The 21,253-nt window shown below is 46.0% G+C and carries 18 protein-coding genes; 12 read left to right on the top strand and 6 right to left on the bottom strand.

Going from position 1 to position 21,253, the window contains the following annotated elements:
* The first annotated feature begins 213 nt into the window (after positions 1-213).
* The 5 genes from VXQ92_RS10765 (at position 214) to asd (ending at position 5,645) form a co-directional block, all read left to right on the top strand.
* Positions 214-1,728, top strand: coding sequence for a catalase (locus tag VXQ92_RS10765; protein ID WP_416681538.1), 1,515 nt, complete (start codon positions 214-216; stop codon positions 1,726-1,728).
* Between the two features lie 186 nt (positions 1,729-1,914).
* The gene (locus tag VXQ92_RS10760) at positions 1,915-2,445 is read left to right on the top strand and encodes an ankyrin repeat domain-containing protein (RefSeq protein ID WP_416681535.1); all 531 of its coding nucleotides are present in this window, start codon (positions 1,915-1,917) and stop codon (positions 2,443-2,445) included.
* A 118-nt stretch (positions 2,446-2,563) separates the two neighbouring features.
* Positions 2,564-3,769 carry a nicotinate phosphoribosyltransferase gene (gene pncB / locus VXQ92_RS10755; protein ID WP_416681532.1) on the top strand — a complete coding sequence of 402 codons (1,206 nt, stop codon included), beginning with the start codon at positions 2,564-2,566 and terminating at the stop codon, positions 3,767-3,769.
* Positions 3,770-3,948: 179 nt separating this feature from the next.
* Entirely contained in the window at positions 3,949-4,797 is an 849-nt protein-coding gene (locus tag VXQ92_RS10750; RefSeq protein WP_064095180.1) for a sulfurtransferase, read from the top strand.
* Complete coding sequence (gene asd, locus VXQ92_RS10745) at positions 4,794-5,645, top strand: archaetidylserine decarboxylase (protein ID WP_064095115.1); 852 nt, start codon at positions 4,794-4,796, stop codon at positions 5,643-5,645. The genes VXQ92_RS10750 and asd overlap by 4 nt, the downstream gene beginning before the upstream one ends.
* Positions 5,646-5,767: 122 nt before the next feature.
* On the opposite strand, the gene VXQ92_RS10740 is transcribed toward asd, so the two are convergent.
* Together VXQ92_RS10740 and argS are read right to left on the bottom strand one after the other, a co-directional pair.
* Entirely contained in the window at positions 5,768-6,382 is a 615-nt protein-coding gene (locus tag VXQ92_RS10740) for an SPOR domain-containing protein (RefSeq protein ID WP_064095114.1), read from the bottom strand.
* Positions 6,383-6,560: 178 nt separating this feature from the next.
* Positions 6,561-8,351 carry an arginine--tRNA ligase gene (gene argS, locus VXQ92_RS10735; protein ID WP_416681529.1) on the bottom strand — a complete coding sequence of 597 codons (1,791 nt, stop codon included), beginning with the start codon at positions 8,349-8,351 and terminating at the stop codon, positions 6,561-6,563.
* Between the two features lie 263 nt (positions 8,352-8,614).
* On the opposite strand from argS, the gene VXQ92_RS10730 reads away from it, so the two are divergent.
* On the top strand, positions 8,615-8,902 hold the full coding sequence (locus tag VXQ92_RS10730; RefSeq protein ID WP_416681526.1) for a DUF2798 domain-containing protein: 288 nt from the start codon (positions 8,615-8,617) through the stop codon (positions 8,900-8,902).
* An 80-nt stretch (positions 8,903-8,982) separates the two neighbouring features.
* Here the strand turns inward: VXQ92_RS10730 and VXQ92_RS10725 are convergent, their stop codons facing one another.
* Genes VXQ92_RS10725 through VXQ92_RS10715 form a run of 3 tightly spaced genes read right to left on the bottom strand, consistent with a single transcriptional unit; the run spans position 8,983 to position 11,434 of the window.
* The gene (locus tag VXQ92_RS10725; RefSeq protein WP_416681524.1) at positions 8,983-10,284 is read right to left on the bottom strand and encodes a DUF445 domain-containing protein; all 1,302 of its coding nucleotides are present in this window, start codon (positions 10,282-10,284) and stop codon (positions 8,983-8,985) included.
* An 11-nt stretch (positions 10,285-10,295) separates the two neighbouring features.
* A complete protein-coding gene (locus VXQ92_RS10720) occupies positions 10,296-10,844 on the bottom strand; it encodes a CC0125/CC1285 family lipoprotein (RefSeq protein ID WP_064095110.1) in 549 nt (182 codons plus the stop codon).
* A 50-nt stretch (positions 10,845-10,894) separates the two neighbouring features.
* Entirely contained in the window at positions 10,895-11,434 is a 540-nt protein-coding gene (locus tag VXQ92_RS10715) for a DUF924 family protein (RefSeq protein WP_416681522.1), read from the bottom strand.
* Positions 11,435-11,649: 215 nt separating this feature from the next.
* On the opposite strand from VXQ92_RS10715, the gene gshA reads away from it, so the two are divergent.
* Both gshA and VXQ92_RS10705 read left to right on the top strand, forming a co-directional pair.
* Positions 11,650-13,227, top strand: coding sequence for a glutamate--cysteine ligase (gene gshA, locus VXQ92_RS10710; RefSeq protein ID WP_416681519.1), 1,578 nt, complete (start codon positions 11,650-11,652; stop codon positions 13,225-13,227).
* Positions 13,228-13,245: 18 nt separating this feature from the next.
* The gene (locus VXQ92_RS10705; RefSeq protein ID WP_144724134.1) at positions 13,246-13,773 is read left to right on the top strand and encodes a disulfide bond formation protein B; all 528 of its coding nucleotides are present in this window, start codon (positions 13,246-13,248) and stop codon (positions 13,771-13,773) included.
* A 53-nt stretch (positions 13,774-13,826) separates the two neighbouring features.
* Here VXQ92_RS10705 and VXQ92_RS10700 read toward each other — a convergent pair whose 3' ends face one another.
* Positions 13,827-15,158 carry a hypothetical protein gene (locus tag VXQ92_RS10700; RefSeq protein WP_416681515.1) on the bottom strand — a complete coding sequence of 444 codons (1,332 nt, stop codon included), beginning with the start codon at positions 15,156-15,158 and terminating at the stop codon, positions 13,827-13,829.
* A gap of 247 nt (positions 15,159-15,405) precedes the next feature.
* Between VXQ92_RS10700 and VXQ92_RS10695 the strand changes: the two genes are divergently transcribed.
* The 4 genes from VXQ92_RS10695 to urtB all read left to right on the top strand — a co-directional run bounded on the left by VXQ92_RS10695 (position 15,406) and on the right by urtB (position 21,249).
* Positions 15,406-15,999, top strand: coding sequence for a YqiA/YcfP family alpha/beta fold hydrolase (locus VXQ92_RS10695; RefSeq protein WP_416681512.1), 594 nt, complete (start codon positions 15,406-15,408; stop codon positions 15,997-15,999).
* A 1-nt stretch (position 16,000) separates the two neighbouring features.
* Positions 16,001-17,881 carry a DNA topoisomerase IV subunit B gene (gene parE, locus VXQ92_RS10690; protein WP_064095105.1) on the top strand — a complete coding sequence of 627 codons (1,881 nt, stop codon included), beginning with the start codon at positions 16,001-16,003 and terminating at the stop codon, positions 17,879-17,881.
* 358 nt (positions 17,882-18,239) lie between these two features.
* Positions 18,240-19,520, top strand: coding sequence for an urea ABC transporter substrate-binding protein (gene urtA / locus VXQ92_RS10685; RefSeq protein WP_144724135.1), 1,281 nt, complete (start codon positions 18,240-18,242; stop codon positions 19,518-19,520).
* A 94-nt stretch (positions 19,521-19,614) separates the two neighbouring features.
* Entirely contained in the window at positions 19,615-21,249 is a 1,635-nt protein-coding gene (gene urtB, locus VXQ92_RS10680) for an urea ABC transporter permease subunit UrtB (RefSeq protein WP_191731004.1), read from the top strand.
* Positions 21,250-21,253: the final 4 nt, after the last annotated feature.

The following is a 21,253-nucleotide window of genomic DNA, read 5'->3' as shown; positions in this document are numbered from 1 at the left end:
GAAAACCACAGATAGACGTGATTGTAGCAAGAAAAAAATCTGGAGCAGTATGAGATGCTGTTTTTATGAACTTTAAATATCTGAAAATCAATTGATTAATTTTTATAAATTCATTAAAGCGATTGAATTTATAAAAATAATCTGTTTTATCTATTTATTGTGCTCGCGTATCTTAGTCTGTGCAGGAAAGGTAATAAATTAAGAGATTTAGAAATGTTTAAGCGTTCATTACTGGTTGCAATGCTTGCAACTGTCACAGCCGCACAAGCTGCTCCTTTAACGAAAGACAATGGCGCGCCAGTGGGCGATAACCAGAACTCGATCACTGCGGGTCCAAATGGTTCTGTACTCCTTCAGGACGTTCAACTGGTACAAAAATTACAACGTTTTGGTCGTGAACGTATTCCTGAGCGCGTGGTACATGCACGTGGTACGGGTGCCTATGGTGAGTTCGTCGCAACCAAAGACCTTTCTGATCTTACCCTTGCTTCATTATTTAAAGCCGGTACTAAAACTCCAGTTTTCTTACGTTTTTCTACCGTAATTCACGGTAAGGGTTCACCCGAAACCCTACGAGATCCGCACGGTTTTGCAGTGAAATTCTACACTCAGGAAGGCAACTGGGACTTGGTCGGTAACCAGACCCCGGTATTCTTTATCCGTGATGCGATCAAATTCCCGGACTTCATTCATGCCATGAAGCCAAGCCCGGTGACGAATGTTCAAGATGCCAACCGCGTGTTTGACTTCCTGTCGAGCCAGCCATGGGCCACCAACATGCTGACTTATGTGTATGGCAAGCAAGGTGTTCCAACCAGTTACCGCGAACAGGACGGTTTTGGGGTACACGCTTACAAACTGTATAACGACAAAGGCGAATACAAATACGTGAAATTCAACTTCCGTTCAAAACAGGGCGTGAAGGGCTTGAACGTAAAAGAAGCGGCTGAGCAGCAAGGCAAAGATTTCAACCACTTGACCAATGATCTTTATCACAACATCTATGCAGGTAATTTCCCGAAATGGGACCTGTACATTCAGGTGATTGATCCTAAAGACTTGGGCAAGTTTGATTTCGATCCGCTAGATCCAACCAAAATCTGGCCAACCGAGCTGGTGCCGGAAACCAAAGTCGGCACCTTGACCCTGAACCGTATGCCGAAGAACTTCTTCAACGAGACTGAACAGTCGGCATTTGCGCCAGGTAATCTGGTACCAGGTATCGAGCCGTCTGAAGACCGTCTGTTACAAGGTCGAATCTTCTCTTACTCAGATACCCAAATGTACCGTCTGGGTGCGAATCACCAGCAAATTCCGGTAAACCGTCCAGTGGTGAATGTGAACAACAATAACCAGGATGGTTACATGAATATCTCTGAGCGTGACTCGGATGTGAACTATGAGCCAAGCCGTAAAGAGCCAAAAGCTGCTACTGAAAAAGCACGTGCAGTACAAACTCCTTTAACTGGCCATATTCAGCAGATCGGGACCAAAGAGCAGAACTTCAAGCAGGCAGGTGAGCTGTACCGTTCATATACGGCCAAAGAAAAAGATGACCTGATCATGAATCTGGCTGCTGACCTTGGTAATGTCAAAGATTCAGAAACCAAGCACATCATGTTGTCTTATTTCTACAAGGCAGATGCGGACTACGGTACCCGCATGACCAAGGCTGTAAACGGTAATATCGCGACTGTTAAAGCCAAAGCTGCAAAGTTAAAAGACTGATTTCGATTGGTCTTGAGGAATTGGTGATTAGGGCATAACGCATCACCTCCGAAAAGTCCTGTAAAACTCCAAACCTTTCCTGCACCCTAGGGGGAGTTTTACAGGCACTCCGTTTTTTATCTCATCTCAGGTGAATATGGTCCTGAGTGACTGAAATTTTCTTTTCGATTTCTGTTGGAGTTCATCATGAACATTATGCCACACGCATTTTTAGCCAGTATTCTTGCCTTCAGTTCTATATTCGCAACGGCTGTTGAAGTGAAGAATGTCTCCCTTGCAAAAACAGCGGCAAGCATTCAGATGAACTCACAACAGGAATTGGTCAACCTGTTCTTTGCTGCGGCTAAAGTTGGCAATAGTGAAGTTATCAACGAATTTCTGAAACATGGCTTCCCGGTCGATGTACGCAATAAAGACGGTTATACGCCGCTGATGATGGCGACTTATTATGGCCATCAGGAGATTGTCAGCAGTTTGCTTAAACATGGTGCTGACCGCTGTGCCCGGGACAATCGAGGCAATACGGCCTTAATGGGTGCCTTGTTTAAAATGGAATTTGCCATTGCCAAGCAGCTGCATCAGGCTGACTGTGATGCCCAGGCCCAGAAAACCGGGCAAAAGACTACTGCTGAGTTTGCCAATGTGATTGGTCAGGAAAAACAGTTACAGCAATTGATTCAGGAGCAGGAAAAAACCCAGGTCAAAACCCAGAAATAAGCCGGTTTATGTTGGGATACTGTTGTTGAAAATCCGGCCGGCTGTACGTAAATCCTGCAATATTGCATGACTTTTTATGCTTTAATGCAAAGATAAGCACAGCGATATTCCTTTAGTTATGGCTCCAATTATCCATTCTCTGTTAGATACTGACTTGTACAAATTCACCATGTTGCAAGTGGTCTTACACAAGTTTCCACAAACACATAGTGTCTACCATTTCCGTTGTCGTAATCTGGAAGATACAGTTTATCCCCTGACGGATATTCTGGATGATCTGAACCATCAACTCGATCTGCTGTGCCAGCTTAAATTTAAAGAAGACGAATTACAGTATTTACGCAGTCTACGTTTTATCAAAAGTGACTTTGTTGACTATCTGGAACTGTTCCAGCTGAAACGCCGTTTTATCAAGGCCAGTATTGACAGTCAGGGGCGTCTGGATATTGTGATAGAAGGTCCGATGGTTCAGGCCATGATGTTCGAGATCTTTGTCCTTTCCATTGTCAATGAGCTGTATTTCAGCCGGATTCGTACCCCTGAAGTGCTGGTCGAAGGCGAGCGCCGTTTAAAGGCTAAAGTGGAGCTGTTAAAACAGTATGCTGCCGCACAGGACCCAAATGATCCCCCATTTCTGGTGTCGGACTTCGGTACCCGCCGTCGTTTCAGCTTTGCATGGCAGAAGCATGTGGTTGAAGAATTTAATAAAGCTGCGCCTTATGTGTTCCGTGGTACCAGTAATGTACTGCTGGCCAAAGAGTTGGGCATTACTCCAATTGGCACCATGGCGCATGAATTTTTGCAAGCTTTTCAGGCACTGGATGTACGTTTGCGGAATTTCCAGAAAGCCGCACTGGAAACCTGGGTACAGGAATACCGTGGTGACCTGGGAATTGCCCTGACTGATGTGGTGGGAATGGATGCTTTCCTGCGTGACTTTGACCTGTACTTTGCCAAGCTGTTTGATGGCCTGCGTCATGACAGTGGTGATCCTTACGAATGGGGTGATAAAGCCTATGCCCACTATAAAAAGCTGAAAATAGACAGCAAAACCAAGATGCTGACTTTCAGTGATGGCCTGAATCTGGAAAAAGCCTGGAAATTACATCAATACTTTAAAGACCGTTTCCAGGTCAGTTTTGGAATCGGGACCAATCTGACCAATGATATGGGACAGACACCACTGAATATTGTCCTGAAACTGGTGGAATGCAACCGTCAGTCGGTGGCCAAGATTTCAGACAGTCCGGGCAAAACCATGACAGATAATGATACCTTCCTGGCCTATTTACGTCAGGTGTTTAGCGTTACAGAAACTACTTAACAAAGACACCTTCTATTTAAAAACTGCTTCAGTATTGAGGCAGTTTTTTCTTTCTGAGTCAGCTTTTTCTACTTTTCTTTAGCTAAAATTATGCTAAGGATCTTGATAAAAATATCATAATTGAAAAAATGAGCTGTGCTAAGATCAAAAAGATTTGACCGTGACGACACCTGATAATGATGACAGCTTCAGCCTTGGATTTTGGCCTGCTGATTGAAGCAGAAGACCTGGTTCCGTATCTGGGACATGAGAAACTCAGAATTGTGGATTTAAGCCGGGCTTCAGTCTACGAGCAATTGCATATTCCACATGCCTTACATTTAAAGCCTAAACTTCTGGTGCGCCAGGAAGAAACGGCGATGGGACTGTTACCGGATACCGAAGGCTTACAGGCGCTCATCAATTATCTGAATATTTCTCCAGAACATCATGTCGTGGCTTATGATGATGAGGGCGGTGCATGGGCCGGACGTTTACTCTGGAACCTGCATTGTCTGGGCTTTGAAAATACCAGCTTACTCAATGGCGGGATTCATGCCTGGCTCGGTGCCAGTCTGCCTACTTCATCTGATCAGGAAACTGTTCAGCCGGTCGAGCATTTAGTTCAGGTACAACTCGAGCACAAGGCCCAATTCCAGATTGGCTATGAGGAATTAAGACAACAGGTTGAAAATGAAAATATTCAGCTCTGGGATTGTCGTACAGAAGAAGAATATACCGGCCTGCGTCTGGCAGCGCGACGCGGTGGTCACATTCCAGGTGCACGTCATTTTGAGTGGAGTACTGCCCTTAACCGGCAAAATCATTTAAAATTACATCCTTTACCACGTACACAGCAGCGTCTGGAACAACTGGGTTTTGATTTGAATCAACCGGTTGTAGCGTATTGTCAGTCCCATCACCGTTCAGGTCTGGCTTATATTCTGGGCCGGTTATTGGGCTGGAATATCCGGGCCTATGATGGTGCGTGGAGTGAATGGGGCAACCGCCTCGATAGTCCAATCGCTACAGGAGAGGTGCCATCTTGAGCATCACATCGCGTCTAAAACAACAACTGTTTATCCAGGCCCAAAAAGTGGTGCCGCAGCATCGCCTGTCACGTGTGGTAGGAAAAATTGCAGCCAGTGAAAATCCGATTGTAAAAACAGCGGTCATTACAGCATTCAAGACCAAATACGGGATTGATATGTCGATTGCTGAGCAAACTAATGCACTGAAGTTTAATTCATTTAATGACTTCTTTACCCGTGGTCTGAGAACAGGTGTACGTGCGGTAGATGCGGATTCAACTGCGATTGTTTCTCCTGCGGATGGCGCGATTTCCCAACTGGGTAAAATTGAAAATGGCGATGTATTTCAGGCCAAAGGGCAGAAGTTCACTGTTGAAAATCTGATTGCCGATCCGCAACTGGCCGAACCCTTTAAAAATGGTGAATTCGCGACAGTGTATCTGTCACCACGTGACTATCACCGTGTACATATGCCATTTGCCGGAACACTGACTGAAACCCTGTATGTACCGGGTGAACTGTTCTCGGTTAACCAGACGACAGCAGAAAACATTCCGGGCCTGTTTGCCCGTAATGAACGTATGGTCTGCCTGTTTGATACAGAACTCGGCCGTATGGCAGTGGTATTGGTGGGTGCGATGATCGTTGCAGGGATTGAAACGGTTGCTACGGGTAAGGTGAAACCGTCTGGGCGTATCGAACTGAACCAGCATGATTTATTTCTGGAAAAAGGTGCTGAGCTGGGCCGTTTCTACCTCGGTTCAACCGCGATTATCCTGTTTGAAGAAAACAAAATGCATTGGGATGAGAAGTTTAAAGCCAACTCAACTGTATTGATGGGCGAAGCACTCGGGCATACGGTTTAAAAATTTTAGCTTCCCTTTTGAAAAAGGGGAAGGTTGCCTCTCCTTGTAGGAGATGAGCAGCACTGCTGCGCAGGGGAGAGGTTCAAAAAAAGCGCCATCAGGCGCTTTTTTATTGCTAAGGTTTATCGTTTTACGACGATTGAATCGATTCCGCTATTTTGCAAGGTTTGCTGCGCGATGATTGCAGCTTCTGCTGAATCGTAAGGACCAGAAACCACGCGGTACCAGACTTTACCATTTTCCACACTGCGCACTACATCGGCAGATAAGCCATTAAGAATAATTTCTGCACGGCGAGCATCCGCCTGATCTGGGTCATCAAAACTGCGCACCTGCAGAATATAACTGGCCGGTGCGGCAACAGGAGCTTCACTGGCTTGCAGGCCAGGCTCAGTTGTGGTCGCCTCAGGTTCAGCCGCTTCAGGGCGGGGGGCTTCAACAATGACTACCGTATCCTGCTTTTTGTTTTCAGGAACTGCCTGTTCAGGAATTGGCGTCACTTGCTGCTGTGGTAACAGGTCATAAAAACGGTAATCTTTGTTGGTGTCTTCTTCTTGGACAGATTCACTTGTTTGAGTCTTCGGTTTGACTGGTTCCCATGGCTTCCAGAGCATGAGCGCCATCAAAAAACTTAACACGATTAAAATGATCACGAGTGTGCCGAGCCAGGTTGGAATAAGTGGCTTTTTAGGCTTATTCGGTCTTTCAGATACACCGCGCTGCGTTTTTCCAAACACTTGGGATTTTCCTCTTATTAATCGGGGCAAATAGAAAAGGCATAACAGCAGTTATGCCCCTACTATCATTTCATCCTATGTGATCAGGATCTAAAAGTCATCCTCTAGATCATAAATCACACAGAATTTTAATTTTTCTGTATCTTCAAGCATATAGCTAAAGTTACAAGATTCTTATTTACATGCTCTCAGGAGCAGACACACCTAAAAGCTCTAAACCATTACGTAATACCTGGCGAACATTCACAGATAACAATAAACGTGCCTGAGTTAATTCTGCATCATCGCCCAGAACCTTGTTGTCGTTGTACCAGCCATGGAACAGCGCAGCCAGCTCTTTCAGATAATTACCAATCTGATGTGGTTCATAGCTATTTGCAGCACGAACAACAATCTCTGGATAAGCTGCCAGTTTTGCCAGAATTTCGGTTTCCGCTTCCAGCTCAAGTTTGGCTGCCAGACCACGTGCAGTGGCTGCATCAAAGTTCACGCCTGTAGACGCTGCCTTTTCTAACATACGGCAGATCCGCGCATGCGCATACTGGATATAATATACGGCGTTGTCCTTGCTTTGAGATACAGCAAGGTCCAGGTCGAAGTCAATGTGCTGTTCGGATTTACGCATGACATAGTAGAAACGCGCTGCATCGTTACCGACTTCTTTACGCAGGTCACGCAGAGTCACAAACTGGCCTGAACGAGAGGACATTTGTACCATTTCGCCACTACGCCATAGGCTGACAAACTGAACCAGAAGTACAGTCAGTTTTTTCGAGTCATAGCCCAGAGCATCAATCGCTGCTTTTACACGTGCGATATAACCGTGGTGGTCTGAACCCCAGATATCAATAATATCGGTATAGCCACGTTGCAACTTGTTCAGGTGGTAGGCAATGTCAGACGCGAAGTAGGTGGTCTGGCCATTACGGCGTTTCACCACACGGTCTTTTTCATCACCAAATTCAGTCGACTTGAACCAGATGTTACCATCTTTTTCGTACAGGAAACCGCGCTGATCCAGAGTTTGTAAGGCTTCTTCAATTTTTTCAGTGAGAGAAGCTTCGCTGAACCACTGGTTGAAAGTCACTCCGAACTCACCCAGATCGTCTTTAATGTCATCCAGAATGGCTTTTAAAGCAGCCTGATGGAAAACACGGTAGCCTTCATTTAATAAGGTTTGTGAATTGAAGATCAGGCCATCGATATGCTTTTCTTTATCGCCAGAAACAACGACTTTATTGCCTTCAGCATCGGGCTCTGCAGCATATTGCACATCTTCCGGTACATCTTTATAAACATCTGCAACAGGGCGGACATAGGCATCACCATCCTGGTCAATAATGCTTTGCGCGATTTCTTTAACGTAGTTGCCCTGGTAAGCATTTTTCGGAAAGACCAGTTCCTGACCGGTTAATTCTAAGTAACGCAGGTAAGTAGAAGTCGCCAGAATATCCATCTGACGGCCAGCGTCATTGACATAGTATTCACGATCGACTTTGGCGCCGGTCGCTTCAAGCAGATTCGCCACCGTCATACCATATGCAGCCCCACGACCATGACCCACGTGCAGGCTAGAGGTTGGATTGGCAGATACGAACTCAACCTGGATACGTTTGCCGGCATTGACCTGGGTACGACCATACGTTGCCTGTTGGGCCTGAATTTGATCTAGGACTGCAAAGCGCTGGTCGGCATTCAGAAAGAAGTTAATAAAACCGGGGCCGGCAATTTCTGCCTTGCTGATATCTGCCACTTCAGGTAGGGCAGCAAGAATCTTTTCTGCTAAATCACGTGGCTTCATACCTGCAGCTTTCGACGCGATCATGGCAATATTCGACGCAAAGTCACCATGGCTTCGGTCTTTGGTACGCGTCAAATTACTTGTATTATTCCAGTCAGATGGGAGTACGCCTTGTGCCTGTAGAGTGTGCACTGCATGATCGAGAGCTGCTTGTATTGCCGTATTCATAATCAGTCGAAAATAGAGATCGCAGAAAAACAGCAAATATAGCAAATTTCCGGCTGTTTAGGTAAAAGCATTTATAGAGAAGAAAAACTATACAATTAACCGTCATGAATTTTCTAATTAAATTAATAGAGAATAACGGGATAAATCTCATGAAAATTGAATTAATGTCAGGCAAAACTATCTGAATAAAAAAATCACTCAGCCAAGTCTGAAGATTTGGCTTATATTGTTGGTAGTCGAAGAACAAACAAAAAAGAGGCAGTATGGCTTCACTACAACGTCCAACTATTATCGGGAACATTCCTAAACTTCCTGCAAAATGGGCACTGATTATTGTGCCTTTTATCCTGTCCTGCCTGATGAGTGGCATTATTTCCATGATCAATATGCTGCGTACCCTCGGCTGGATTGAAGGATTTATCGCTCTATGGTTCCATAACTGGATGATTTCCTGGGCGATTGCTTTTCCAATTGTGGTGACCTTATTGCCGTTTGTACGCAGATTTACCGGGCTATTGGTAGATATGTCCGGACCTCAGCCACCCAAATGATCATTTTTAAATTTAATCAGGTGGGGAACAGCTCTCTGACGACTTAAAAGCTGGGCTGTATGGGGCAAACAGCCTCACCTTTAAATTAAATGCTCCACCGCCGCCCGGATGATCCCGAGCACCAGACCGATACAGGCCCCAACTACCACGCCATTGACCCGGATCATATGCAGGTCACCACCGACCTCATTTTCAATCTTGTCAATCATCTCGCTTGAATCCCATTCGTGGATGCGCTCGCTGATAAAACGGATGACTTTTTCACTGTACTGGTCGCTCAGGTCCACCGCGATTCCGCTGAGACGTTTATTCAGCAGCTCACGAACTGAGGCGTTCGAGATAATATTTTCTCCGACCTGCTGGATAGCAATCCTGAGATTTTCCGCAATACCCGAGTCTGGTTTTTGCAAGTCTTCCTTGATTGCATCACATAAAATCACCACGGCACCGCTGATAAAATTCAGCACTTGTGGACTATCCAGTAAGGCATCTTTGGTTTCATTCAGACGCTGGCTGGCTTCACTGTCATTATCCGACAGCTGTAACATCCAGTTATGTCCCATTTCCTCAATTTTAAGTCGCCATGGATGATCTGGATCGGCCAGCATGGCTTCAACCCGCTGAATGACAGAGTCGATACTGCGTTGCTGCACATCAATCCCGATCCAGCTGGCACCTTTGGCCAGTTTCCACACGCCCATTTCCTTAAACAGGTTACGGGTCAGTTCCCGGGTCTGTTCGGGATGAGAGGTCATCCAGGCATGTACCACATCCAGTCCTCGCTGTAACACATCCTGATGGAAATCATTGTCCAGTACTGCGCGTAGCATTTCACTGGCCAAGGTATTGATCTGGGTGTTTTTGACCCATTGCACGCTGTTGCTCTGGATAAATCCGGCAATCTGTTCCTGCCCGACAAATTCAAAGATTTTCGGAGCTGTCTGCTGGATGACCTGAGTCACCTGGACACTGTTCTGTGGGTTGGCCAGCCAGCGCCCCGCAGCCAGACTGAGGTCGGTACTCTCCAGACTGCGCTGTACAATTTGTGGAGAAAGAAAGTTTTCCTGGACAAAACGGCCCATCGATTCTGCAATTCGGGCCTTGTTGCGTGGAATAATTTCGGTGTGGTCACGTAAAAACTTGGGAATAGGCAGACGACCAAAGGGATTGCGGAACAGAACCGTAATCGCATACCAGTCTGCCAGGCCACCAACTACCCCTGCTTCTGCAGAAAGCATCAGGATCTGAAGCAGCCAGACATATTCTGGCAGCAGTTTGGCTGCCACCATCAATGCCAACCAGATCAGAACCGCAACCACCAGGGCAATGGTCGCGAAACGTTTACTTCGTTGTAGGCTCGGGGAAATACGCTCTGTCTGCATGAATCATCCTGTCAGGAGGGATTGGCCGGTTGCGGTTGCAGCACTGCACCAGATGGACTTAAACCATATTTAGCGCCAAGTGACTGTAAAATCAAGCGGGCATCAAAAGCATCTTGAGGTGCCTGATTGGCTTTGAAGCATTCAATAGTATAGGCCACCTGGGCAGGATCCAGAGTCACGGTATAAGGACGGTCATAGAATGGGTCAGGCCAGAAACCCGGATAACGGCGGTAATAACCAAACGGATAGTAGCTCGGTGCTGGATAAACCACGGCCTGCCGCGGCGGTTGGGTCCGGTTACTTGGATCATTGAGTACCCTGAAGAACTGAAAGCCATTCTGTACGGTGGTCTGGGCGGCTTTGAGCAGGGTAATTTCTTCCGCTGTACCAAAACTCATATTGGGGCGTGCCTGAAAGCTGATGCGATAGGTATTGGCATTCAATGGCGTGGTGCTGTACTGGCCGAGCTGGTCAAAGGTCAAGGGTTTAGAAGGTGTGGTGGCACAGCCCGTCAGGCTAAGGGCAGCAACTATACCTAATCCCAGTAGTGTATTTTTCATGTTCGGTCTCCTGATGCAATGATCCAGTCCGGACAGCCTGTTAAAAAATCTTAAAAGCTGCTGTCAGGCTGGGTCAGGAAAATAAGTTCTTCATTGGTCGATTCACGGCCCAAGATTTGATTTCTGTGCGGGTAACGTCCAAAGCGGTCAATAATGACCTTGTGCTTTTTCTCGAATTCCAGATTGGTCGGATTACCCAGACGCTGGAAGAGTTTCAAAGCGAATTCATGAATCAGTCTGGATTCACTGTGCATAAACGGCATATAAAGAAAAGCACGCTGTTCCGGACTGAGCTGTTGATCCAGGTTCAGGCTGATGGCTTCCTGAGCCAAAGCCAGTGCCAGACTGTCTTGGGCAAAAGCCTGGGGAGAATCCCGGAATAAATTTCGTGAAAATTGATCCAGAACAATAATTTCAGCCAGACGGCCTTCTGCGGTTTTACGCCAGGCCCAGAGTTCAGCTTGGGTTGCCTGCCGATGGGTGCTCATGAACTGCTGTGCAATACTTTGGTCGAATTCATGACTCTGGCTAAACCATAATGGCTGGCTGTCCGCATGAAACCAGAAGTCTAAAATATCTTGATAATTCATAATATTTACAATTCATTAGCATCTATTTGTTAATAAAATCACAAATTATCCATGTCTTATAGAGGAAGTTTGTGTTAAATATTTGCCAAATTAAAAATCAAAGGTTTGCCTGAAAACTAGGCAGCCTGTCATATGCCGGCATGAAATCACGTTATACTGATTAAACTGATGATTTTAATTTATTTAATAGTTTAGCCCCCTTAAGCGAGATTGTAATGAGTCAACCTGAATCGACTTCCCTAAATGTGTTACCGACCTGGGTCGAGTCGTCACTCATCAAAGGCATGCTGCGTGGTATTGAGCGTGAAAGCTTACGCATGCAAAGTGATGGATTCCTGTCACAGGCAGCGCATCCTCGTGCCTTGGGTTCAGCCTTGACTCATCCCCATATCACGACGGACTATTCTGAAGCATTGATGGAGTTCATTACTCCGCCACAAGACAGTATTAAAAAAGCGCTGGATTATCTCAGTGATATTCATGCGATTGTGCATCGTCATCTGGAAAATGATGAAAAACTCTGGCCCTTGTCGATGCCGTGTATGCTGGACAGCAGTGATGACAGCATTCCGCTGGCACAGTATGGCAGCTCAAACATCGGCCTATTCAAGACCTTGTATCGTCATGGTCTAGGTGTACGTTATGGCCGCCGTATGCAGACGATTTCAGGCGTGCACTATAATCTGTCTTTTCCGGATCATCTGTTCGAGGCCTTACAGCAGCAGGAACAGGACGAATCTCTCAAGGCATTAAGCTTGCAGGATTATCGCAGCCACCGCTATATGGGGCTGATCCGTAACTTTATCCGCCTGACCCCACTGGTCATGTTCCTGATCGGGGCCAGTCCGGCAGTCTGCCAGTGCTTCATGACCGGCCGTGACCATTTCTTGTTGCCATTGGTCAAAGGCACCCTATATTCTCCATATGCGACTGCACTGCGTATGGGGCGTTTTGGTTATCAGAACTCTGCGCAGAAACAGCTCGGTATTCACTACAATAATTTGCAGGACTATCTGGATGGACTGCAAAAAGCCGTCAAAACGCCCTATGAGCCGTTTAGCCGTTTAGGATTGGACGATGCAAATGGTCAGCCGATCCAGATCAATGATCATGTGCTGCAAATCGAAAATGAATATTACAGCTTAGTGCGCCCGAAACAGGTACCGCAAGCGGGCGAAACACCCTCCCAGGCCTTGGAAAATCGCGGAATTGCCTATATCGAGTTGCGTGCAGTCGATGTCAATCCTTATAGTCCGACTGGTATCAATGAAGATACAGCCGGTTTTCTTGAAGTACTGGCCCTGTACTGTCTATTACAGGACAGTCCGGCACTACTCGGTGATGAACAGGACCTCATTGAGCAGAATCAGGCCGAGGTCGTCAACCGTGGCCGTGCACCTAATGCAGCGATTATAGAAAATGGTCAGTCTTATCTGATTGAAGCCTGGTGTGGCATGCATTTGCAGCGCATGCTGCCCCTGGCCAAGCTGCTTGATTCGACCTATGACATCACCGTGTATACCGATGCCCTTAAAACCATGATGCTCCGGGTCGATGAAGTTGATGCTACCCTGTCTGCCCTGGTGGTCGGGGATATACGTAAACAGGGCGGTATGTGGCATTTTGGCCAACATCTGGCACAGCAGCACAGCCTGGTCTATGAAGAACATCAGCTCAGTCCCGAAACACTGGCTTATTTTGAAGAAATGTCACAAAAGTCATTGCAGCAGCAACAGCAACTCGAGCAAGATAGCAGCATCAGTTTTGCTGATTATTTAGCCCAATATCGATAAAAAACAAGAGGATTCACCATGCAATGGGGTTATCGCTTCGTGAGTGGGGTGTTGTTTCTGGCTGCTGTCATCGGCATGGCATTTGCCTTATATCTTGAGCATGTACAAGGGCTTGCACCTTGTCCGCTCTGTGTGTTTCAACGTGTCGGATTAATCGGACTGGGGATTATCTCCCTCATTGCATGTCTGCATAACCCTGCATCCAATCTCATGAAACGGTTTTATGCCTTGCTGGGTTCGCTCAGTATTTTGTGGTCTGTGGGGGTGGCGGCGCGGCATGTCTGGCTGCAGAACCTGCCCCCAGATCAGGTGCCGAGCTGTGGTCCCGGTCTGGAATACTGGCTGGAAACCTTGCCGTTGCAGTCTGTATTACAACAGGTGCTCAATGGTTCAGGGGAATGTGCCACGGTTGACTGGACCTTCCTGGGCCAATCCTTGCCTGTCTGGTCCTTGATCTTTTTCAGTATTTTACTGCTGGTCAGTGTATGGCAACTGCTGCGTAAATATAAAACCGTACCGGTTAAACGACTGAGAGACAAATATTAATTCAGTCAGTCATAAAAAAGCCCTTAATCGAGGGCTTTTTTATGTGCTTGAGTTTAGGTCAGGGCAATGCCTTCCAGGCTGTCCAGGTCCATTAGATATTCATGAATCTGATCAAAGGCTTCATCTTCTACACTTGGATAAAACCAGCGTACGATCTGTTCGGCCACCAGTGGATGATACTGAATTTCAAAATGGTTCAGGCCATAGAAAATAGCCTTATGTGCATCCGGGACTTTGAGCTGGAAACGAGGATTAGGGTGCTCGCCCAAAGCACTTTTCAAACTGACCAGATAATCGCCAATCATATGCAAGGTCTTGTTCTTGCGGTGTTCAAACTCAATGGTACCTGCAACCAGATAGGTATCGATATGAGAGGGAATCGGGGCAGGTTTGCGGTGATCATCCATAAGGCCGATCCGAAGCGGATTATGCTCCCAGTCATCATCACGAACACTACCATGGCGTAAATCCAGAATCCCGTTACTGCGGATATTGACCAGATGGCCAATTAGCCGGATCAGTGGAAAATGTCCAAGTTTGTCCTGCAGGCTAAAGCCAAAACGTTCCAGTACCGCACCATGATGCGGTGAACCCAGACAGACCAGATTCTCCACCATGTTGACCCAGCCATACATATTTTGCTTGCCATAGAACAGTGCACTGCGTGAGACCAGTCCACCCATACTATGTCCAATCAGGTCAATACTGGTAATTCGCGGATTGCGGGTGACCAGTTCCTGTAAGGTATTTGCCAGACTGTGACCATTGGCAGAAATCCGGCGTCCGGTATTGTAGTTCAGGTAGAGCATGGTATTGCGGCTGCGCTGCGCCAGTAATTTTTCACCGATTCCTTCATATTTGCGATTTGACCAGTCTAAATGGTTCATGCACAGGCCATGTACAAACAGGGTAATACGGCCGCTCAGCTCACCTTTTTGCAGCGAACCATAATGGTCATAGATCACCATCGGTAGGGCGAGAGGATTTTGATATTTCAGCAGGTAGTCCCCGATAATGCCATTTAAGGCACTGACCAGGAAATGCAAGGAAGGAGTCAACGGTTTGTTGTGCAGTTTTGGAAACCGTTCAATAATCTGGCGCAAAGCGGGAGCAATCAGGGTATTGCCATAATGAAACAGCATGTCATAAGACATTTGGTAGAGCCGCACAATCGAAGGAATATTCTGAATTTTCTGTGAATTGTTTTCACTTAAACCAAAAATACTCATTAAAATTTCGCGTTGAAGACTCTTGACCAGCTCCTGGATCACATCATTAAAGCGCATCGTGACCAGCTGCGCCAGACCTTCCAGTACATCGGCCTGACTCGGCGGGGTTCGGTCCCAGCGACAATAGGTTTCATGTAACGGTGTCAAACTTGGCATCTGATCCTGTCCTTTCATTGAGCCGCGTGTAGTACTGTCTTTCTTTTTAAAGAACTTCGCGGTATAAATTCTTTTTCTTGTTGGGTTTCCAGATTTTTTAAGAGCCTTCGATTAAAATAACGAGAATGAGAAAAGATTTTGAGCTTTTTTGTCAGACAATTTAAGCAATTAACAGGTTATAAAAAGTAGTGTACTTCACATTTTTAAATTAAATTTTGATGATTGATGGGTTTTTTGTTGATAGTTGATGAATATCATTTATTTGCATGGATTTAAGAGTAATTCGAACTCGATCAAGGGGAAATTGCTGCAACACTACTGTGCACAGTATCCAGAGATCCGGGTACATTTACCTGATTTAAACATGCCACCGAATGCTGCCATTGCACATGTGTCCGCGCTGATTGAGTCAATGCAAAAGGTCGCATTGCTGGGCAGCAGTCTCGGGGGATTTTATGCGACACATCTGGTCGCACAGCATGCTGTGCCTGCTGTACTGATCAATCCGGCAATGCGACCATGGCAACTGTTTCGTGAACTGTTTGATGAGCAGTTACCTTATCAGGTACATCCAAACTGGTGTCTGGATGAGGCAGATATGGCACAACTGCAACAATTGGCCCTGCCGGTTGCACAAGATGCAGACAAAATACTGGTTCTGCTGCAACAAGGTGATGAAGTTTTGGATTATCGTGAAGCACATCGTTATTATAGTGCTGCGCATCCCCCGGCTATGCTGATGACTGAAGCGCATGGCAGTCACGGGATGGATGATTTTGCGGAAAAAATTCCGTTCGTCTTACAGTTTTTATTGGACTGCATAAAAAAGGAAACCGAATAACGTGTCTCAATATACGGCTCAATCTCTCGAAGTTCTGTCTGGTCTGGACCCGGTCCGTCGTCGTCCGGGCATGTATACCGATACTTCTCGTCCCAACCATTTGGCCCAGGAAGTGATTGATAATGCTGTCGATGAGGCACTGGCAGGGCATGCCAATAAAATTACCGTCACGGTCTATAAAGATGGTTCTTTGTCAGTCGAAGACAATGGCCGTGGTATGCCGGTAGATATACACCCGGAATATGGCCAGAGCGGTATTGAAATCATCATGACCAAACTGCATGCCGGCGGCAAGTTCAGTACCGATAACTACCAGTTTTCCGGTGGCTTGCATGGGGTCGGGATCTCGGTGGTGAATGCACTGTCGACCCGTGTTGAAGTTGCGGTACGGCGTCAGGGTAACCTGTATAAAATGGCCTTTGAAAATGGCGAACCGGTTGCACCACTTGAAGTACTGGCAGGTAAGGCACCAAAACGGGTATCCGGGACAACAGTTCACTTCTGGCCAGAAGCTAAATATTTTGATTCGCCTAAATTTGCCTTAAAAGCGTTAAAACATAATCTCAAAGCCAAAGCTGTTCTGGCCGCAGGTTTACAGATCAATTATATTGATCAGATCAATGATGAAAAGATCACCTGGCAGTTTGAAAATGGTCTGGTTGACTATTTGATGGATGAGTTGGAAGACCGTGAAATTATTCCGGCACCAGCTTTTGTCGCCACAGGTGATGCAGAGCGCGCCAGCGCAGAATTTGCGATTTGCTGGAATGTTGAAGGTGGTGAAAGTGTTCAGGAATCTTATGTCAACCTGATTCCGACCGCGCAGGGCGGCACCCATGTGAATGGTTTGCGTTCAGGCGTGACTGATGCGATGCGCGAGTTCTGTGAACTGCGTAATTTGCTGCCGCGGAATATGAAACTCTCTGCCGAAGACGTCTGGGACGGCGTGAACTATATCCTGTCACTGAAATTCCAGGAGCCGCAGTTCTCAGGTCAGACCAAAGAACGTCTGTCGAGCCGTGAAGCAGTAGGGATTGTGCAGAATATTGCCAAAGATGCCTTTGCATTATGGTTGAACCAGAATTCTGACATTGCCATGCAACTGGCTGAAATGGCCATTTCCAAAGCCGGTCGCCGTCTGAAAGCGGCCAAGAAAGTTGAGCGTAAGAAGATTGTCGCGGGTCCAACTTTGCCGGGGAAACTGTCGGATTGTGTAGGCCATGATCTAGACCAGTCAGAATTGTTTATTGTGGAAGGGGATTCTGCGGGCGGTTCGGCCAAGCAGGCGCGTGACAAGAATTTTCAGGCGATCATGCCAATTCGTGGCAAGATTTTAAATACCTGGGAAGTCTCTTCTGATGAAGTACTGGCATCTCAGGAAGTACACAACATCGCGATTGCCATTGGCGTGGATCCGGGTTCAGATGATCTGTCTGAGCTGCGTTATGGCAAGATCTGTATTCTGGCCGATGCCGACTCGGATGGTCTGCATATTGCGACCCTGCTTTGCGCCCTGTTTGTGAAGCATTTCCCAACTCTGGTCGAAGAAGGGCATCTGTATGTCGCCATGCCGCCTTTATTCCGGATTGATGACAACAAAGATGTGCACTACGCTTTGGATGAAGACGAGCTGAACAGCATCCTGAAAAAATGCAAAACCAAGAATCCGCAAATTACCCGATTTAAGGGTCTGGGCGAGATGAATGCCAGCCAGTTGCGTGAAACTACACTTGATCCGAACACGCGCCGTCTGGTGCAGCTGGATCTGGATGATGCGCATTTTACCGCAGGTCTACTGGATAAACTCTTGGCAAAAAAACGTGCCAGTGACCGCAAAGACTGGCTGGAGCAAAAAGGTAATCTGGCAGATTTGGTGGTTTAAACTATCGAATTTGAGCAATCAAAAAATCCCGCAAGCGCGGGATTTTTTGTTTTAAAACAGTGCAAAAAATATTCAATGAGCTGCACTTTTTTTGTACACGCTCTTCCGTTTTAGTTTGATCATATTTTCATTGGTCTTTACCAAAGCTATTTAAGGATGGATTGGGGCTCAGTATTTAAATAGACCATGATTTCTTTTCAGTATTACTAAATCTATGATTAATAATACAAATAATGAGGTAGGTTAAAGTAATTTTTTTATTTTTCGAAGTCTTGGCACAGAAATTGAATCACTCCAAGCAGATGTAAAACAAGACAAGCATGAAACATGCACCATTATAAAGTTTGGAGAAAATCTGATGTTCCAACGCAATTTATTTTCAAAAAGTATTTTAGCCGTAACTATGGCAGGGGCTGTTACATTAACAGGATGTTCAAAATCAAATGATGCAGCACCAACAGGTGAGAGTGAGCCAAAAGCAGCCGCCAGTGGTGACACGATTAAGGTCGGTATCCTGCATTCATTGTCAGGCACGATGGCAATCTCCGAAACATCACTCAAAGATACTGCCTTAATGGCTATTAAAGAAATTAATGCCAATGGCGGTGTGCTCGGTAAAAAATTAGAGCCTGTGGTCGTTGATCCTGCATCTGACTGGCCGCTATTTGCAGAGCAAGCACGGCAGTTGATTACCCAAGACAAAGTTGCGGTGATTTTTGGTGCATGGACATCGGTATCGCGTAAATCTGTTTTGCCCGTTGTTGAAGAACTCAATGGTTTATTGTTCTATCCCGTACAGTATGAAGGCCAAGAACAATCAAAAAATATTTTTTATACCGGTGCTGCACCAAACCAACAGGCCATTCCTGCGGTGGAATACTTGATGAGTGAGGAAGGAGGTAAGGCTGAGCGTTTTGTATTGCTCGGTACGGACTATGTGTACCCACGGACCACCAACCAGATTTTACGTGCTTTCTTAAAGTCTAAAGGCGTTGCAGATGCCGATATTATGGAAGAATACACTCCATTTGGTCATAGCAACTATCAAACTATTGTGGGCAATGTGAAGAAATTTGCAGCCGGTAAAAAGACTGCCGTGATCTCCACCATTAATGGTGACTCGAATGTACCGTTCTATCGTGAATTGGGTAATCAGGGCATTAAAGCTTCTGATATTCCAGTGATGGCGTTCTCGGTGGGTGAAGAAGAACTGCGTGGTATTGATACCAAACCATTGGTGGGACATTTAGCCGCATGGAACTACTTCATGTCAGTGAAAAATCCAGGTAATACTGAATTTATGAACAAGATGAAGCAGTATGCGGTGGAATACAAACTGCCAAATGCAGCCAAGTTTGTGACCAATGACCCCATGGAAGCGACTTATGTCGGTATCAATATGTGGAAGCAAGCGGTTGAAAAAGCGGGCAGCACAGATGTCGATAAAGTGCGCGAAGCGATGGCAGGTCAGGAATTTAAAGCACCATCGGGTTATACCCTCAAAATGAATGCAAGCAACCATCACTTACACAAGCCAGTCATGATTGGTCAGATTCGTGGTGATGGTCAGTTTGATGTGGTCTACAAAACATCTCAAACTATTCAAGCAGAGCCTTGGAGCCCGTACATTCCTAAATAAGACCTATCTTTTGCCTGCTACAGCCGTAGCAGGCATTCCCTGATTTTTTTCTTACTCTCCACGGAAAACTTCCAATGGAATAGGGGTGTATATAATGAATATTCGTGTGAATATCGCCACTATTTTTCTGTTTTTTATACAAATATTTTGTATGCAAATGGCAACAGCAGAAACCTCTTTACAAGACAATAATTCAACCATAGCGATACAACAACAAGATGCGATTCAGCAATTTGTGCAAGGTGATTTTGCTCAACGTCGTGCTTTACTCAATCAATGGCCAGGCAGTATTGAACAGTTAGATCAGCTTGCAGAATATGTTGAAAACAACCAGCTTTATAGCGGTTCTCAAGGACAAACTTATATTTTAGAAGCCGATAATCAGTTGCTCAGTTATCCAAGTTTAGATGTCGTTGCAGATTGGCCAAGTGACCTTGCACAAGTCACTTTGGTGAATACCTTGCGTAAAGCACTGACCTTTGGTTTGGCACAAAGCAAGTTGAAGTCGGATGATGCCTCTGAGCGTTTAGAAGCGATTGATATTTATGAAAGCAATCTTGCAGAACTTGATATAGCACATATCAATGCGCTGTATTTAAAAGAACAAAACAATAAAGTCAAAGCCCGTTTGGCACAGTTGAAAGCGCGTCTGGATTATCAAAACTCAGATGTGCTCGTCAAAATTCAAGCCGCAAAAATTTTACAAGATTCTAATCGTCCTGATGTCTTGGCGATGATTGACAATGAGTTGGCACAGCCGAATATCCATCCTGAACTGAAAGCGGCTTTGCTTGAAGCGAAAAGCAGTATTAAAACCCGTATTCAAGCCAGCGAATGGACAGGACATTTATTTTCAGGTTTAAGTACCGCCAGTATTTTGTTGCTTGCTGCACTGGGTCTTGCGATTACCTACGGTTTGCTCGGTGTCATCAATATGGCACATGGCGAGCTCATTATGATTGGCGCCTATACCACTTATGTGGTGCAAAGCCTGTTTAAAAGCTATTTGGGCAGCTATGTCGATTGGTACTTAATCGCCGCGATTCCTGCGGCATTCTTGGTAAGTGGGCTGATCGGCATGTTGATTGAACGTACCGTGATTCGTCCACTCTATGGTCGCCAGTTGGAAACCTTGCTTGCCACTTTTGGTGTCAGCCTGATTCTGATGCAATTGGTACGCATGACTTTTGGTGCGCAAAATGTTGAAGTATCGAACATTTCCTGGCTGTCAGGCGGGATCTCGATTACTCCAAGCTTGATGCTGCCCTATAACCGTATTGCGATTATTGTCTTTACCATTGCAGTGCTTTTGTTGTTGGTTTACCTACTGAATAAAACCCGTTTTGGTCTCTTCGTTCGTGCGGTGACACAAAACCGTCAAATGGCGCGAGCAGTCGGTATTCGTTCTAGTCGTATCGATATGATGGCCTTTGGTTTAGGTTCAGGTCTTGCAGGGTTAGCCGGATGTGCTTTGGCACAAGTGGGTAACGTCGGGCCGGATTTAGGGCAAAACTACATTATTGATGCCTTCTTGGTGGTGGTTGTCGGTGGTGTAGGTCAGGTGTGGGGTGCAGTCCTTGCAGCGCTTGGTCTAGGTATTAGCGGTACCGCCTTGGAAATTGGCATTGGTGCGGTACTGGCAAAAATTGTTCTCTTGGTGCTTGTGATTTTGTTTATTCAAAAACGTCCACAAGGTTTGTTTGCCATCAAAGGTCGTTTTGTGGAGTAAGCAC

The sequence above is a fragment of the Acinetobacter sp. 228 genome, assembly GCF_048147885.1.
The sequence above is the reverse complement of the archived record's forward strand: the minus strand, read 5'-3'. Positions and strand labels throughout refer to the sequence as shown.